A 14,538-nucleotide genomic window follows, 5' to 3' on the forward strand; every position below is an offset into this window, starting at 1 on the left:
GTACGGGGGAGGTGCTCCATGACGCATCCGTCGTGGCAGCCATGGCAGGGGAACAGCGCGCCACAACCGTGGTCCGGGGCGAACGCCCCGGCGATGCTCGCCTCGCACGCCGACCGTGAGCGGGCCGTGGACGTGCTCAGGGCCGGCTTCGGCGAAGGGCGACTGGCGCAGCCCGAGTTCGAGAAGCGGGTCACGCGGGCCTACACGGCTCGTACGGTGGGCGAGCTCGCCCTGCTGGTCGCCGACCTGCCCCAGGGCCCGATGCCCCAGCCGGCGCCCGTCACGCCCGTACCGGGGACGTTCCTGGCGTCGCCGCGGCCGCAGACCAACAGCAAGGCCGTCGGTGCGGCGGTCTGCGGGGTGCTCTGTCTCGTGAGCTTCGGGCTGACGGGCATTCCGGCCGTCGTCCTGGGGCACGCGGCGCGTACCGAGATACGCCGCACCGGGCAGGGCGGTGACGCGCTGGCGCTGACCGGGCTCGTGCTCGGGTGGCTGTCGACCGCGGGCTGGGCGGTGCTGCTGATGCTGCTGATGGTGGCCGCCGCCGTGTCCGAGTCCGGGGCCGGCTGAGGGACTCTGGCATGCCCGAATCGGCGATTCGAAGATCAAACACGTCGTGCGGTCTTGACATCGGCCGTATGGCGATGCGGGCGAGGCCCATTTGTTTTGACCGCAGCGAATGAGGTAGGTACGCTCAGACCTTGTGCCTGGGGTGTGCCCTGGCTCTCGTGCGTGCCTTCAACCGCATAACGAGCTGTGAGCGGCCACCGTAATCTGTGCTCTTTTCGCCTCGCGGCGGAAGTTCGCCGGATTCGACACACCCGACCGCGTGGGTCGGCGACGTTCCAGGTTAGCTTCACCATTCGGCACACAGAAACCGGAGAAGTAGTGCCTACGATCCAGCAGCTGGTCCGGAAGGGCCGGCAGGACAAGGTCGAGAAGAACAAGACGCCCGCACTCGAGGGTTCCCCTCAGCGTCGTGGCGTCTGCACGCGTGTGTTCACGACCACCCCGAAGAAGCCGAACTCGGCCCTGCGTAAGGTCGCGCGTGTGCGTCTGACCAGCGGGATCGAGGTCACCGCTTACATTCCGGGTGAGGGACACAACCTGCAGGAGCACTCCATCGTGCTCGTGCGCGGCGGCCGTGTGAAGGACCTGCCGGGTGTTCGCTACAAGATCATCCGTGGTTCGCTTGACACCCAGGGTGTCAAGAACCGCAAGCAGGCCCGCAGCCGCTACGGCGCCAAGAAGGAGAAGTAAGAATGCCTCGTAAGGGCCCCGCCCCGAAGCGCCCGGTCATCATCGACCCGGTCTACGGTTCTCCTCTTGTCACGTCGCTCATCAACAAGGTGCTGCTGAACGGCAAGCGCTCCACCGCCGAGCGCATCGTCTACGGCGCCATGGAGGGTCTGCGTGAGAAGACGGGCAACGACCCGATCATCACGCTGAAGCGCGCGCTTGAGAACATCAAGCCGACCCTCGAGGTCAAGTCCCGCCGTGTCGGTGGTGCGACGTACCAGGTTCCGATCGAGGTCAAGCCCGGTCGTGCCAACACGCTCGCGCTGCGCTGGCTGGTCGGTTACTCCCGCGCCCGTCGCGAGAAGACCATGACCGAGCGTCTCCTCAACGAGCTTCTCGACGCCTCGAACGGCCTCGGTGCGGCCGTGAAGAAGCGCGAGGACACCCACAAGATGGCCGAGTCCAACAAGGCCTTCGCGCACTACCGCTGGTAGTCGCAGACCCCATCGAGACCGAGAGAAGACTGAAGCCTTATGGCTACCACTTCACTTGACCTGGCCAAGGTCCGCAACATCGGGATCATGGCCCACATCGACGCGGGCAAGACGACCACCACCGAGCGGATCCTCTTCTACACCGGCGTCAGCTACAAGATCGGTGAGGTCCACGACGGCGCTGCCACCATGGACTGGATGGAGCAGGAGCAGGAGCGTGGCATCACGATCACCTCTGCTGCCACCACCTGTCACTGGCCGCTCGAGGACAACGACTACACGATCAACATCATCGACACCCCGGGTCACGTCGACTTCACGGTCGAGGTGGAGCGCTCGCTGCGCGTCCTCGACGGTGCCGTCACGGTGTTCGACGGTGTCGCCGGTGTCGAGCCGCAGTCCGAGACGGTGTGGCGTCAGGCCGACCGTTACGGCGTGCCGCGCATCTGCTTCGTGAACAAGCTGGACCGTACCGGCGCCGAGTTCCACCGCTGTGTGGACATGATCTCGGACCGCCTGGGCGCCCAGCCGCTCGTCATGCAGCTTCCGATCGGTGCCGAGGCCGACTTCAAGGGCGTTGTGGACCTGGTCCGCATGAAGGCGCTCGTGTGGTCCGCCGAGGCCGCCAAGGGCGAGATGTACGACGTCGTCGACATCCCGGCCACGCACACCGAGGCTGCCGAGGAGTACCGCGGCAAGCTGATCGAGGGCGTCGCCGAGAACGACGAAGAGATCATGGAGCTGTACCTGGAGGGCCAGGAGCCCACCGAGGAGCAGCTCTACGCCGCGATCCGTCGCATCACCATCGCGTCCGGCAAGTCCAGCGACACCACGGTCACCCCGGTGTTCTGTGGCACCGCGTTCAAGAACAAGGGCGTCCAGCCCCTGCTCGACGCGGTCGTGCGCTACCTGCCGACCCCGCTCGACGTCGAGGCCATCGAGGGCCACGACGTGAAGGACCCCGAGCTGGTCGTCAAGCGCAAGCCGTCCGAGGACGAGCCGCTGTCCGCGCTGGCGTTCAAGATCATGAGCGACCCGCACCTCGGCAAGCTCACCTTCGTCCGGGTCTACTCGGGCCGCCTGGAGTCCGGCACTGCCGTGCTGAACTCCGTCAAGGGCAAGAAGGAGCGCATCGGCAAGATCTACCGCATGCACGCGAACAAGCGTGAGGAGATCGAGTCGGTGGGCGCCGGCGACATCGTCGCCGTCATGGGCCTGAAGCAGACCACCACCGGTGAGACGCTGTCCGACGACAAGAACCCGGTGATCCTGGAGTCCATGGACTTCCCGGCGCCGGTCATCCAGGTCGCCATCGAGCCCAAGTCGAAGGGCGACCAGGAGAAGCTCGGCGTCGCGATCCAGCGCCTGGCCGAGGAGGACCCGTCCTTCCAGGTCCACTCGGACGAGGAGACCGGTCAGACCATCATCGGTGGTATGGGCGAGCTGCACCTCGAGGTGCTGGTCGACCGTATGCGCCGTGAGTTCAAGGTCGAGGCCAACGTCGGCAAGCCGCAGGTCGCCTACCGCGAGACGATCCGCAAGGCCGTCGAGCGCGTCGACTACACGCACAAGAAGCAGACTGGTGGTACCGGCCAGTTCGCCAAGGTGCAGATCGCGATCGAGCCGATCGAGGGCGGCGACGCCTCGTACGAGTTCGTGAACAAGGTGACCGGTGGTCGTATCCCGAAGGAGTACATCCCTTCGGTCGACGCCGGTGCGCAGGAGGCCATGCAGTTCGGCATCCTCGCCGGTTACGAGATGACCGGCGTGCGCGTCACCCTCATCGACGGTGGCTACCACGAGGTCGACTCCTCGGAGCTCGCCTTCAAGATCGCCGGCTCGCAGGCCTTCAAGGAGGCCGCGCGCAAGGCCAGCCCCGTGCTGCTCGAGCCGATGATGGCCGTCGAGGTCACCACGCCCGAGGACTACATGGGTGAGGTCATCGGCGACATCAACTCCCGCCGTGGCCAGATCCAGGCCATGGAGGAGCGGGCCGGTGCCCGCGTCGTGAAGGGCCTCGTGCCCCTCTCGGAGATGTTCGGTTACGTCGGCGACCTGCGCAGCAAGACGTCCGGCCGGGCCAGCTACTCCATGCAGTTCGACTCCTACGCCGAGGTTCCGCGGAACGTCGCCGAGGAGATCATCGCGAAGGCCAAGGGCGAGTAACGCTCCGCGTTCACACGCTTTAGGCTTGACTCCGGAGCCTTGAGGGGCAAACACCCGCAAACACGGATGTTTGCCCCGAGGCCCGGGCTTTCCAGCAAAGATCACCTGGCGCCGATGAAGCAAGGCGTTCAGAACCACTCCACAGGAGGACCCCGTGGCGAAGGCGAAGTTCGAGCGGACTAAGCCCCACGTCAACATCGGCACCATCGGTCACATCGACCACGGTAAGACGACCCTTACGGCCGCCATTACCAAGGTGCTGCACGACGCGTACCCGGACCTGAACGAGGCCTCGGCCTTCGACCAGATCGACAAGGCTCCCGAGGAGCGCCAGCGCGGTATCACCATCTCCATCGCGCACGTCGAGTACCAGACCGAGACGCGTCACTACGCCCACGTCGACTGCCCCGGTCACGCGGACTACATCAAGAACATGATCACGGGTGCGGCGCAGATGGACGGCGCCATCCTCGTGGTCGCCGCCACCGACGGCCCGATGCCGCAGACCAAGGAGCACGTGCTCCTGGCCCGCCAGGTCGGCGTTCCCTACATCGTTGTCGCCCTGAACAAGGCCGACATGGTGGACGACGAGGAGATCCTGGAGCTCGTCGAGCTCGAGGTTCGTGAGCTGCTCTCCGAGTACGAGTTCCCGGGCGACGACCTGCCGGTCGTCAAGGTCTCGGCGCTCAAGGCCCTCGAGGGCGACGCCGAGTGGGGCAAGACCGTCCTCGACCTGATGAAGGCCGTCGACGAGAACATCCCGCAGCCCGAGCGTGACGTCGACAAGCCGTTCCTGATGCCGATCGAGGACGTCTTCACGATCACCGGTCGTGGCACCGTCGTCACCGGTCGTATCGAGCGTGGTGTCCTCAAGGTCAACGAGACCGTCGACATCGTCGGCATCAAGACCGAGAAGACCACCACCACGGTCACCGGCATCGAGATGTTCCGCAAGCTGCTCGACGAGGGCCAGGCCGGTGAGAACGTCGGTCTGCTGCTCCGTGGCATCAAGCGCGAGGACGTCGAGCGCGGCCAGGTCATCATCAAGCCCGGCTCGGTCACCCCGCACACCTCGTTCGAGGCGCAGGCGTACATCCTGTCCAAGGACGAGGGCGGCCGCCACACGCCGTTCTTCAACAACTACCGCCCGCAGTTCTACTTCCGTACCACGGACGTGACCGGCGTCGTGACCCTCCCCGAGGGCACCGAGATGGTCATGCCGGGCGACAACACTGAGATGACCGTTGAGCTCATCCAGCCCGTCGCCATGGAAGAGGGCCTGAAGTTCGCCATCCGTGAGGGTGGCCGGACCGTGGGCGCCGGCCAGGTCACCAAGATCAACAAGTAAGCTTGTTGATTTGACCTGGTAGCTCCAGCGCGAGCTCCTGAAGGGGCCCGTACGACTTTGGTCGTGCGGGCCCCTTTGCTGTGGGGCTCAGCTGCCGTTGCCCTCGATGACGCAGAAGTCGACGTGGCTGATCGTGGGGACTTGGCCACCCGGGTTGAGCGGCGAGACGAGGTTGGTGTCCATCGCGATGCCGTCGGGGAAACTCGTCGGCGTGGAATCGGCGTCGTAGACGTAGCGGTTGGCGTCCGGCCCGCCCTTGACGGTGACCTGGCGCACCGCGATGTTGCCCGTGGTGTTGAAGCTCACCAGTGTGTTGCTGGCGGTGAAGTCGATGATGACCGTGCCGGTTGCGTCGCCCGGGCTGACGGGGACGGTGGTGTCTGCCGGCGGGTCGATCCTGAACCCTTCCGCGCCCTCGGGGCACTCCAGGGGCGGGTTGCCCTCCACGAAATCGGGGTCCACCGACGCGGCTGCTGCAGGGCTTGCGGAGACGCCGATGGCGACCAGGGTGGCAAGGCCGAGGCCGACCACCTTCGCTCCCAGTCCCGCTCGTCTCGTTCCGTTCTTCGCTCGAGTGGTTACTCGCATGCCGAGTGCTTCCTTCTCTTCTGGATATGCCTGAGTTCGCCCTCGCGGAGTCTCGTGTCGTCGTCGTCGGCGCTCGAGGGGTGACTTCCATCCGCCGCCGGGCACGGCATCTCTTCCGTGATCAGCTCGGCGTCACGCGCTACTCGTCTGCATTCGTGGGCCATACGGTTCCCAATGAGCACCGGAATAGGTGAGAAGACGTCAGATAATGCGAGAAAGTAGTGAAGGTGAGCTGGGCGGATCGAGTGAGAGGGAGCCCTCCGGTGCGGGTGAACTGCGCGACCACGACTTGGCCATGAGCTTAGAAAATAGGACATAGCATCATGAGAGTTGATATAAGCATCTCGTGAGGCGTGAGCCCCCTGCCCGCCGTTGCGGCCGCGCCCTTTGTCCACGTCGGGGTCACAGGGAGAGTCATGCAGCAGTTCACCAACGCGGCGTCACGGCATGCGGCCTCTCAGACGCGGCCGCGGGCGACCTCGCAGGGAGGTCTCAGGGCCGGGTGGTGGTACGTACGGGCCGCTGTCTGTACCGACTTCGTCGGGGTGGCGCTGACGGCGACGGCGACGTTCGCCGCGATCGGTGAGGCCCACCCTGTGCGTCAGGCTTTGATGATCACTGTTCTCTGGGTACTCCTGGGTTTCGTCGCCGGACAGTACACGCCCTGGACCTGGGATGAGGGCGCTCCCGTCGGGCCGCTCGTGCGGGAGTGGCTGGTGCTGCTCGGTGTCCTGGCTGCCCTGCACGCCGTGTCCGGCCTCGGCAGCGCACCCGCGGCAAGCCTCGCCGCGCTGGGGCCGTCGTTGGTGGTCACCGTCGTCTGCCGTAAGGCGATCCGCCGTCGGCTGCTGGCCGTGCGCCGACGGGCCCGGGCGTTGCTGCGCGTCCTCGTCATCGGCGAGTCGGCATCGGTGGACGCCGTGGTGGGACAACTCGCCGAGCGCACCGACCACGGGTACGTGGTGGTCGGGGCCTGCGTGGTGGGCGAGGGCGATGTGCTGTCCGGCGCACCGGTGCGCTGCCGTCTCCCGGTCGACGAGTCCGCCGGACCCCAGGAGGACGCCCGGGCTGTGGGGGAGGTCACCGAGGCACTCCGCGCCGACCTGGTCTTCGTGGCTGCGGGGAGGCACATGTCGGGCGACCGGCTTCGGTGGCTGTCCTGGGCCTTGCATGACAAAGGCCGCCCGTTGATGGTCCTGCCCGGCGTCGTCGAGGTGGCTCAGCGGAGGGTGCGGCTCACTTCGGCGGCCGGGCTCACTCTGCTGCACATCTCCTCGCCGACGCGTCGAGGCCTGCCCATGATCCTGAAGGCGGCCACGGACCAGGCAGGCGCACTGCTCCTGCTCGTCGCGCTGGCTCCGTTGTTTCTGCTCCTGGGGCTTGCTGTGCGCATGAGCTCGCCCGGACCCGTCATCTACCGTCAGACGCGGGTCGGCCGCCACAACATCGCTTTCCCCATGTGGAAGTTCCGGACCATGGTCGTGGACGCGGACCGGATGAAGGACGAACTGGCGACGGCGAACGAGCAGGACGGCCATATGTTCAAGCTGCGCAGGGATCCGCGCGTTACGCGCGTCGGGCGCCTTCTGCGCCGCTACTCGCTGGACGAGCTGCCCCAGTTGGCCAACGTCCTGCTCGGCCACATGTCGCTGGTCGGCCCCCGACCGCCGCTGCCCGAGGAAGTCGCGCGCTACGACCAGGTGGAGATGCGCCGGCTGAGTGTCAAGCCCGGTCTCACAGGACTGTGGCAGGTGAGCGGCAGATCCGACCTGTCCTGGCACGAGACCGTCTCGCTCGATCTGCGGTACGTCGACAACTGGTCGTGGGCATGGGACCTGACGGTCATGGGCCGCACGGTCCGTGCCGTGCTGGACGGACGCGGGGCCTACTGACGGTCAGGAGATCCGCACTGTGAATCGAGCTCCGGCCGGAGGTCATTTCGCAGGTGGATCTGCATTCCGCGAACGACGATCAGCATGTCCCACCACATGCCGTGCGTCGCCACCAGATCGGGTCTGTCGGCCTCCAGGTACGAGGGCATCGCAGCGTATCCGTCACGGGCAAGCACAGCGCTGGCCGGCAGCGCGAGGTCAAGAATCCTCAACTTCGAACCACACAGGCTCGAGCCGCCGACCTCCGGGGTCAGCACGGTCAGGTCGGGCTTTCCCAGCCCCACTCGCATCTCATCCAGCGCCTCGCCGGCCTCCCGGTACGTCGCCGGGGTGCCAGCCACCTGACTGTCAGGGGGGCGATGAACTGTCTCTGCGATCGCCATGACCCCTGACGGCAGCAGAACGTTGACGGCGGTACTCCTTCGACCAGAGCGACAGTACGACGGCCCTGCGACGACGTAGCCGACGGCTTCCGCCCGGATCCACGGGGCTGTGGCAGCCAGCGGCATCAGCCCGATCCAGGCATGGTGGTGGCCGCTGCGAAGCAGCCACCCGATCGCGACCGCCGCTGTGGAGTGACGTCATCTCCATTCCGTTGGCGGTTTTATGAGGAACGGCCCGTACCCGAAGAGCACCAGGCTGAGGGCCCAATCCTGGATGCGGCCCTGCTGTCGCACCATGCTGTAGACCAGCAGCACGGCATCGGTGGCGGCGAAGAGACCGGACCGCAGCTGGCCGGCCAGGATCAGGCCAGCGAAGTCCAAGGCGAGCATCCGGAAGCTGCCCGCCGTCAGCAGGAATCAAAAGCGGCTGGAAAAGAATCGAATAGAACAGTCCGCAGAAAAGGGCTCGGTCTCCCTTTTTGGTGACCCGTCGGGGTGATGATGCGGATTCGCCTGTCATGCGAATGAATCCAGGATCGCCGGTTGTCTGGTCAGCGTACATGCCGACTGCGTTTGCTTCGATATTTCGTCATTTCCAGTCGATCAACCAATACTGGCATCTCAAGGAGTCTGACCGGCGATGCTCACAGTCGCGGCCAATCGGGTGGATCTCGCAATAAGTCGCTTGTCGCATCGTGTGCACTGGATCCAAGCGTTTACGTTGGTTGCGATTACTTCAGGTATGGGGTTGAGAGAGTGGAATTCCTCAGCACACTGACGCAGCTCTCGAAAGCGCAGAAGCCCGCCCGTGGGGTTCCCGGCTACTCACGTTTCGTCAACCGGCCGGCCGGAAGGCTGCTGGCGGCCGTGGCTCACCGCATCGGGCTTTCGCCCAATCACGTGACCGCCGCAAGTGGGCTGGTCACCTTTCCGGCCATTGCCGCGATCGCCCTCTGTTCCCCCTCACACACTCTTGGAAGATGGGTCGCGCTCGCCCTGCTTGTGGGCTTCGCGCTCGATTCGGCGGACGGTCAACTGGCCCGGCTGCACGGGTCCGCCAGCTCCGCCGGGGCGTGGATCGACCACGTGGTGGACTGCGCGAAGCTCCTGAGCGTCCATGCGGCGGTTCTGATCTCCTTCTACCGCTTCTTCGACCTGCCGCGTCCCGCCCTGCTGCTCACCCCGATCGCCTTCCAGTTCGCTGCCGTCCTGCTGTTCTTCGGGGGAATCCTGACGGAACAGCTCAGACGCCGAGGGACTGGCGGACACGCCGGCCCGCCGCGCCCGCCCTCCGCCGTGCGCGGTATGGCACTGCTGCCCGTGGATTACGGCCTGCTGTGCCTGATCTTCTTGTTCCTGGGAAACCAGAAGCTCTTTTTCGTGCTGTATACCGTCCTGCTTGCGGCCCACATGATGCTCGTACCCGCGTTCTTCACCAAGTGGTTCCGAGAACTCTCCTGACCCGATTCGTTCCCGTCACAAGGAAGGCCCGACCCGTGGCAGACATCGCCGCGCCGACCGCCGTGGGACGCTCACTGCGGGGCTTCACCGGAGCCGGCTACGACAAGGGGCGCCCACTGCTCGTTCAGGCGGCTTGGTACGCCGTTCTCAACCTTGTCTTCGTCAAGTGGTGGTTTCCGGCTCGCTGGCGGCCCGTTCTGCTGCGGGCCTTCGGCGCGCGGATCGGGCGGCGGGTACTGATCCGGCACCGGGTGCGCGTGCACTGGCCGTGGCGGCTGGAAGTCGGCGACGACGTGTGGATCGGCGAGGGCGCCTGGCTGCTGAATCTCGAGCGGATCACCATCGGCAGCGATGTCTGTGTCTCCCAGGACGCGCTGCTGTGCACCGGAAGCCATCAACGTCGTACCCGCACTTTCGAATTCGACAACGGGCCCATCCACCTGCGGCCGGGAGCCTGGATCGCGGCACGGGCCGTGGTGTTGCGAGGGGTGACCGTCGGCCATGGCGCCGTGGTGGGTGCCGCGGCGGTCGCACACCGCGACATCGCCCCGGATGAGGTTGTCACGGCAAGGGGCGTGAGATGAAGCTCGTTCACGTGGTGACGCTCGTCAGCGAGGACGGAGCGTTCGGCGGTCCCACGAGCGTGGCGGCGGGGCAGCTGGAGGAGTGCGCCACGCGTGGCCACGAGGTCACGCTCCTGTCCCTGTGGCGAGGCAAGTCCCCGGCACCGGCACGCATCGGCTCGGTGCCGCTGCGAACGCGTCCGGCGCGCACCTTGCTTCCCGGCCGCTTCACCGGGCTCATGCACCCGCTGCTCGTCGGGGACATGTGGCGCTCCATGGGCAGAGCCGATGTGGTGCACATCCATGCGGGGCGAGACCTCGTCTCCCTCACCGCGCTGGCCGTGGCCACCTTGCGCGGCAAGAGGTTCTTCACGCAGACGCACGGAATGGTGGAGCCACGCCACCGTGTTGTCGCCAAGCTCTTCGACCTGCTGTACGTGCCTCTCCTGCGCCGGGCGCGTGGTTGTCTCGTGCTCACCGAGCGCGAGCGCCGGGCCGTGTCCGAGGTCATCGGACCGGAGGGGCCGCCGCTGCTGACGCTGTCCAACGGGGTGCGTCCCGGGCATGCCGCGGGGGTGGAGCGCCGGTCGAGCGCTCCAGAGGCGCTCTTCATGGCGCGGCTGCACCCGCGCAAGCGCCCGGACGCCTTTGTCGAGATGGCCGCGCTGGTTCACGCGAAGCTGCCCGGTGTGCGCTTCGTCCTGTACGGGGCGGACGAGGGCCTGCTGCCAACCGTGCGTCAGCTCATCGCCACCCATCGGCTCGGGGACGTCGTCTCATACGGCGGGGCGCTGTCGTACGCCGAGGCGTTGCGCGCGCATGCGAGAGCTGCGGTGTACGTGCTGCCGAGCGTGGACGAGCCGTTCCCCATGACCGTGATCGAAGCCCTGTCCGCGGGAACGCCTGTGGTGTGTACCGACACATGCGGCATGGCGGACGAACTGGCGCGCCGCGAAGCGGCGGTCGTGACGGACGGCAGTCCGCGGGCGATGGCCGACGCTGTCTGCGTGGTGCTCACCGACGAGAACAGGCGAGATGGGCTGGTGCGAGCCGGTAGGCGCGCGGTGGAGGAATCCTTCTCCATCCACGCGGTGGCGGACCGACTGGAAGAGATCTACCGAAATCTCTGATGCCCCATGTCCGGGGCCAATTGACAGGTCCAGACGGAGGCATCGCGTGACTCGAGGCGCGAAAGTGCGTGGCATATTGCGCTAATTCAGAAAATTGGTGCATAACCTTCCAGGCGGGTCCCAGTGACCACTGATGTTCGGCCGGGACAAGTGGTCGACCAGTAATCAGCCTTGGGTTTCTGAAGGAGCTGCCATGACCAAGCAGGTGGACGTCGTTGTTGCCGGCGGTGGGGGATTCATCGGTGGGCATCTCACTGCCGATCTCCTGTCCCATGGGCTGACGGTCCGTTGCATCGACATCAAGCCGCAGCACGAGTGGCACCAACTGCACGGCGACGCCGAGAACGTCGTCGGCGATCTGTCGCTTCTGGACCGCGCCCGTGATGCCGTCCGCGACGCCGGCCAGGTGTACATGCTCGCCGCCGATATGGGCGGCATGGGATTCATCGAGAACCACAAGGCCGCCTGCATGATGTCGGTGCTGATCAGCACCCACATGCTCAAGGCCGCGCAGGAAGCCGACGTCGAGCGCTACTTCTACTCCTCGTCCGCCTGTGTGTACGCGGCGGGCAAGCAGGTCGCCCCGAACGTCACCGCGTTGAAGGAGGAGGACGCGTATCCGGCACAGCCCGAGGACGGCTACGGCTGGGAGAAGCTCTTCGCGGAGCGCATGTGCCGCCACTTCGAGGAGGACTACGGGTTCACCTGCCGCGTCGCGCGCTACCACAATGTCTACGGCCCCGCGGGCACCTGGACCGGAGGCCGGGAGAAGGCCCCTGCGGCTGTCTGCCGCAAGATCGCCGAGGCAGTCGTCTCCGGCGACCATCGCATCGACATCTGGGGCGACGGCCGGCAGACCCGTTCCTTCATGTACATCGACGACTGCCTCCACGGCACGCGGATGCTCATGAACGGGACCAGCAGTGTCCCCGTCAATCTCGGCTCCTCCGAACTGGTCACCATCAACCAGCTGGTGGACATCGTCGAGGAGATCGCGGGCATCCGCTGCGAACGCAAGTACCAAATGGACGCCCCACAGGGCGTGCGCGGCCGCAACTCCGACAACGCCCTGATCCGCGAACTGTACGGCTGGGAGCCGGCGATCCCCCTGGCCGAAGGTCTGGAGAAGACCTACGCCTGGGTCTACGACCAGGTCAAGCGCGCTGGCTCCTGACCTCTCGAACGGGCCGGGAGGGCAGCCGATGAAGATCCTCGTCCATGACTACAGCGGGCATCCGTTCCAGGCCCAGCTCAGCCGTGAGCTGGCGCGCCGCGGTCATGCCGTCGTCCACTCCACCTGCCCGGCCTACGTCTCAGGCAAGGGCAACCTCGCTCGGGACACGGTCGCCGGGCTCCGTTTCGTCACCATCGGCGACCACATCGCGCTCGACAAGGGCGCCTACGTCCGACGCCTCTTCCAGGAGACCCGGCTGGGTCTGGAGCTGGCCCGGCAGGTACGGCGCGAGCAGCCGGACGTGGCGCTGCTGGGGAACCTGCCGATCCCGACCCTGGTCGTGGCCGCGGCGGCGCTGAGGGCGCTGCGCATCCCCTGGGTGCTGTGGCATCAGGACGTCACCGCCGTCGCGTTGAAGAGCTTCGCCGCAGCGGGTGTGTCGAGGCTGATGGGCGTCGCCGCCAGAGTCTTCGAGCAGGGCGAGAAGTGGTCGGCGCGACGCGCTTCGGCGGTCGTGGTGATCGCCGGGGCGTTCGTGCGGATCCACCGGGAGTGGGGCACTGCCGACAAGGTCACCGTCATCCCCAACTGGGCGCCACTGGACGAGATCCGCCCCGTCGACCGGGCCAACGCCTGGTCGGCGGAGCACGGTCTCGCCGACGTCCGGACCCTGCTGTACTCCGGCACGATCGGCCTCAAGCACAACCCCGCCCTGCTGGTGCGGCTCGCCGAGACCCTGCGCGAGCAGGGCGAACGGGTCCGTCTCGTAGTTGTCAACGACGGCCCGGCCGTGCCGGTCATCAAGGAGGTCGCCGCCGCCCGTGGCGTCGAGCTGACCCTGTTGCCCTTCCAGCCCTACGACCGGCTGCCCGAAGTGCTGGGCACGGGCGATGTGCTTGTCGTGCTTCTGGCAGCGGATGCCGGAGAGTTCTCGGTCCCCTCCAAGACGCTGTCGTACCTGTGCGCCGGGCGCCCGGTGCTGGGCCTGATGCCCGCGGACAACCTGGCGGCGAAGCTGCTCCATCAGGCCGGCTCGGCGGTGTTCGCCCCCGAGGAGTCCTCGCTGACCGAGGCGGCCACGTGGGTCAGCGAGGTCCTGAACGACCCGGTGCGAGCGGAGACCTTGGGCAAGGAGAGCCGGGCACTGGCCGAGCGGGAGTTCGCCCTGGACGGCTGTGCCTCACAATTCGAGGACATCTTGAGGACAGTGGGCCGCTCCGATGCCAGCTGAGTCTTTCCCGAAACGGCATTTCGATTCGGCTTGAGTGAGCGCGGCGTGGCACTTCCGTAGGGTCTGTCCCGGCTAAATCCACACCTGGTTTTGCGGTAGGGGTACTGGTGAATTGGTGCGGCGGCGTGTCGGTCTTTATGTGATGGACATTTCTGCTACGTTCGAAGAGTGATTCGCACAATCTCGTACGAAGAGCAGACGATCAAGTCCGGCAATCCAGTAGCCCGTTTTGCTCATCGCGGCCGTATGGCGACAGCGGTCAATCTTGTCGTCCGTGTATGCCCGAACCACGGCACAGTCATCGATTTCGGCGCAGGGCCGGGACTCTTTCTGCACATGCTTCGCGAGGCGCGCCCCGACATCACGCTCATTGGACACGACCCGTACATGGCACCGACGTACACCGATTTGAAGTATGCGAAATCTATTGAAGAAATCGCCACGTACAGCGTGGATGTGCTGACCGCATTCGAGGTCTGCGAGCATCTTTACGACCATGAAGTCGATGCTCTGCTCGAAGACGCGCTACGCATTCTCAAGCCGAACGGTGTGCTCGTGATTTCCGTGCCGATCATGTGCGGCCTGGCCATCGCGCCGAAGGTGTCGAACTGGATGATTCGCAGCCGCTCGCTCAAGTCGGAGTACACGCCTACGGAAGTGCTGAAAGCGATGGTCGGAATGCCGGTGAGTCGTCCAGGGGATCCGCGCACGACGCACAAGGGTTTTGATTTCCGTGAGCTGAGAGGGACCGTCAAGGAGCGCTTTCATATCGACGCCGTGCAGATGAGCCCGGTGCCGAACATGCCCTGGTGGCTGAGCTCGCAGTACTTCATGACGTGTCGGCCGAAGGCGAGAGGGTGAATCGGTTG

15 protein-coding genes are annotated in these 14,538 nt (G+C 66.0%); 12 read left to right on the plus strand and 3 right to left on the minus strand.

The window, feature by feature from the left end:
- Positions 1-18: 18 nt before the first annotated feature.
- The 5 genes from ACFQ6S_RS40245 to tuf all read left to right on the plus strand — a co-directional run bounded on the left by ACFQ6S_RS40245 (position 19) and on the right by tuf (position 5,247).
- Positions 19-570, plus strand: coding sequence for a DUF1707 and DUF4190 domain-containing protein (locus ACFQ6S_RS40245; protein WP_383420611.1), 552 nt, complete (start codon positions 19-21; stop codon positions 568-570).
- A gap of 318 nt (positions 571-888) precedes the next feature.
- Complete coding sequence (gene rpsL, locus ACFQ6S_RS40250; RefSeq protein WP_003948652.1) at positions 889-1,260, plus strand: 30S ribosomal protein S12; 372 nt, start codon at positions 889-891, stop codon at positions 1,258-1,260.
- 2 nt (positions 1,261-1,262) lie between these two features.
- A complete protein-coding gene (rpsG, locus tag ACFQ6S_RS40255; RefSeq protein WP_003992340.1) occupies positions 1,263-1,733 on the plus strand; it encodes a 30S ribosomal protein S7 in 471 nt (156 codons plus the stop codon).
- 39 nt (positions 1,734-1,772) lie between these two features.
- Complete coding sequence (gene fusA, locus ACFQ6S_RS40260) at positions 1,773-3,899, plus strand: elongation factor G (RefSeq protein WP_383420613.1); 2,127 nt, start codon at positions 1,773-1,775, stop codon at positions 3,897-3,899.
- A 154-nt stretch (positions 3,900-4,053) separates the two neighbouring features.
- Positions 4,054-5,247, plus strand: a complete 1,194-nt coding sequence (gene tuf, locus ACFQ6S_RS40265; protein WP_147995149.1) for an elongation factor Tu — start codon at positions 4,054-4,056, stop codon at positions 5,245-5,247.
- Between the two features lie 87 nt (positions 5,248-5,334).
- On the opposite strand, the gene ACFQ6S_RS40270 is transcribed toward tuf, so the two are convergent.
- Entirely contained in the window at positions 5,335-5,835 is a 501-nt protein-coding gene (locus ACFQ6S_RS40270) for a hypothetical protein (RefSeq protein ID WP_383420615.1), read from the minus strand.
- Positions 5,836-6,251: 416 nt separating this feature from the next.
- Here ACFQ6S_RS40270 and ACFQ6S_RS40275 point away from each other — a divergent pair, with 416 nt between their 5' ends.
- Positions 6,252-7,727, plus strand: a complete 1,476-nt coding sequence (locus ACFQ6S_RS40275) for an exopolysaccharide biosynthesis polyprenyl glycosylphosphotransferase (RefSeq protein ID WP_383420617.1) — start codon at positions 6,252-6,254, stop codon at positions 7,725-7,727.
- Here ACFQ6S_RS40275 and ACFQ6S_RS40280 read toward each other — a convergent pair.
- Positions 7,721-8,110 (minus strand): hypothetical protein, encoded by a 390-nt coding sequence (locus tag ACFQ6S_RS40280; RefSeq protein WP_383420619.1) that lies wholly within the window; start codon positions 8,108-8,110, stop codon positions 7,721-7,723. The two genes, ACFQ6S_RS40275 and ACFQ6S_RS40280, sit on opposite strands and share 7 nt — an antisense overlap.
- 198 nt (positions 8,111-8,308) lie before the next feature.
- Positions 8,309-8,500, minus strand: coding sequence for a hypothetical protein (locus ACFQ6S_RS40285; RefSeq protein WP_383420621.1), 192 nt, complete (start codon positions 8,498-8,500; stop codon positions 8,309-8,311).
- Between the two features lie 366 nt (positions 8,501-8,866).
- Here ACFQ6S_RS40285 and ACFQ6S_RS40290 point away from each other — a divergent pair, with 366 nt between their 5' ends.
- The 6 genes from ACFQ6S_RS40290 (at position 8,867) to ACFQ6S_RS40315 (ending at position 14,530) form a co-directional block, all read left to right on the plus strand.
- Positions 8,867-9,571: a CDP-alcohol phosphatidyltransferase family protein gene (locus ACFQ6S_RS40290; RefSeq protein WP_383420623.1), complete on the plus strand. Its 705-nt coding sequence runs from the start codon at positions 8,867-8,869 to the stop codon at positions 9,569-9,571.
- A 35-nt stretch (positions 9,572-9,606) separates the two neighbouring features.
- On the plus strand, positions 9,607-10,155 hold the full coding sequence (locus tag ACFQ6S_RS40295) for a putative colanic acid biosynthesis acetyltransferase (RefSeq protein WP_383420625.1): 549 nt from the start codon (positions 9,607-9,609) through the stop codon (positions 10,153-10,155).
- Entirely contained in the window at positions 10,152-11,264 is a 1,113-nt protein-coding gene (locus ACFQ6S_RS40300) for a glycosyltransferase (RefSeq protein WP_383420626.1), read from the plus strand. The genes ACFQ6S_RS40295 and ACFQ6S_RS40300 overlap by 4 nt, the downstream gene beginning before the upstream one ends.
- A gap of 193 nt (positions 11,265-11,457) precedes the next feature.
- Positions 11,458-12,438: an NAD-dependent epimerase/dehydratase family protein gene (locus ACFQ6S_RS40305; RefSeq protein WP_383420628.1), complete on the plus strand. Its 981-nt coding sequence runs from the start codon at positions 11,458-11,460 to the stop codon at positions 12,436-12,438.
- A 28-nt stretch (positions 12,439-12,466) separates the two neighbouring features.
- Positions 12,467-13,669: a glycosyltransferase family 4 protein gene (locus ACFQ6S_RS40310; protein ID WP_383420630.1), complete on the plus strand. Its 1,203-nt coding sequence runs from the start codon at positions 12,467-12,469 to the stop codon at positions 13,667-13,669.
- Positions 13,670-13,837: 168 nt separating this feature from the next.
- Complete coding sequence (locus ACFQ6S_RS40315; RefSeq protein ID WP_383420632.1) at positions 13,838-14,530, plus strand: class I SAM-dependent methyltransferase; 693 nt, start codon at positions 13,838-13,840, stop codon at positions 14,528-14,530.
- Positions 14,531-14,538 lie beyond the last annotated feature (8 nt).

It is taken from the genome of Streptomyces sp. NPDC056479, assembly GCF_042795335.1.
Lineage (GTDB): Bacteria > Actinomycetota > Actinomycetes > Streptomycetales > Streptomycetaceae > Streptomyces.

Bases quoted from the DNA above. Each gene is read 5' to 3' on its own strand.
- ACFQ6S_RS40285 (WP_383420621.1), bottom strand. From the start codon at position 8,500: ATGCTCGCCTTGGACTTCGCTGGCCTGATCCTGGCCGGCCAGCTGCGG.
- ACFQ6S_RS40280 (WP_383420619.1), bottom strand. From the start codon at position 8,110: ATGGCGATCGCAGAGACAGTTCATCGCCCCCCTGACAGTCAGGTGGCT.
- ACFQ6S_RS40275 (WP_383420617.1), top strand. From the start codon at position 6,252: ATGCAGCAGTTCACCAACGCGGCGTCACGGCATGCGGCCTCTCAGACG.
- ACFQ6S_RS40245 (WP_383420611.1), top strand. From the start codon at position 19: ATGACGCATCCGTCGTGGCAGCCATGGCAGGGGAACAGCGCGCCACAA.
- rpsG (WP_003992340.1), top strand. From the start codon at position 1,263: ATGCCTCGTAAGGGCCCCGCCCCGAAGCGCCCGGTCATCATCGACCCG.
- ACFQ6S_RS40305 (WP_383420628.1), top strand. From the start codon at position 11,458: ATGACCAAGCAGGTGGACGTCGTTGTTGCCGGCGGTGGGGGATTCATC.
- ACFQ6S_RS40300 (WP_383420626.1), top strand. From the start codon at position 10,152: ATGAAGCTCGTTCACGTGGTGACGCTCGTCAGCGAGGACGGAGCGTTC.
- ACFQ6S_RS40270 (WP_383420615.1), bottom strand. From the start codon at position 5,835: ATGCGAGTAACCACTCGAGCGAAGAACGGAACGAGACGAGCGGGACTG.
- ACFQ6S_RS40310 (WP_383420630.1), top strand. From the start codon at position 12,467: ATGAAGATCCTCGTCCATGACTACAGCGGGCATCCGTTCCAGGCCCAG.
- fusA (WP_383420613.1), top strand. From the start codon at position 1,773: ATGGCTACCACTTCACTTGACCTGGCCAAGGTCCGCAACATCGGGATC.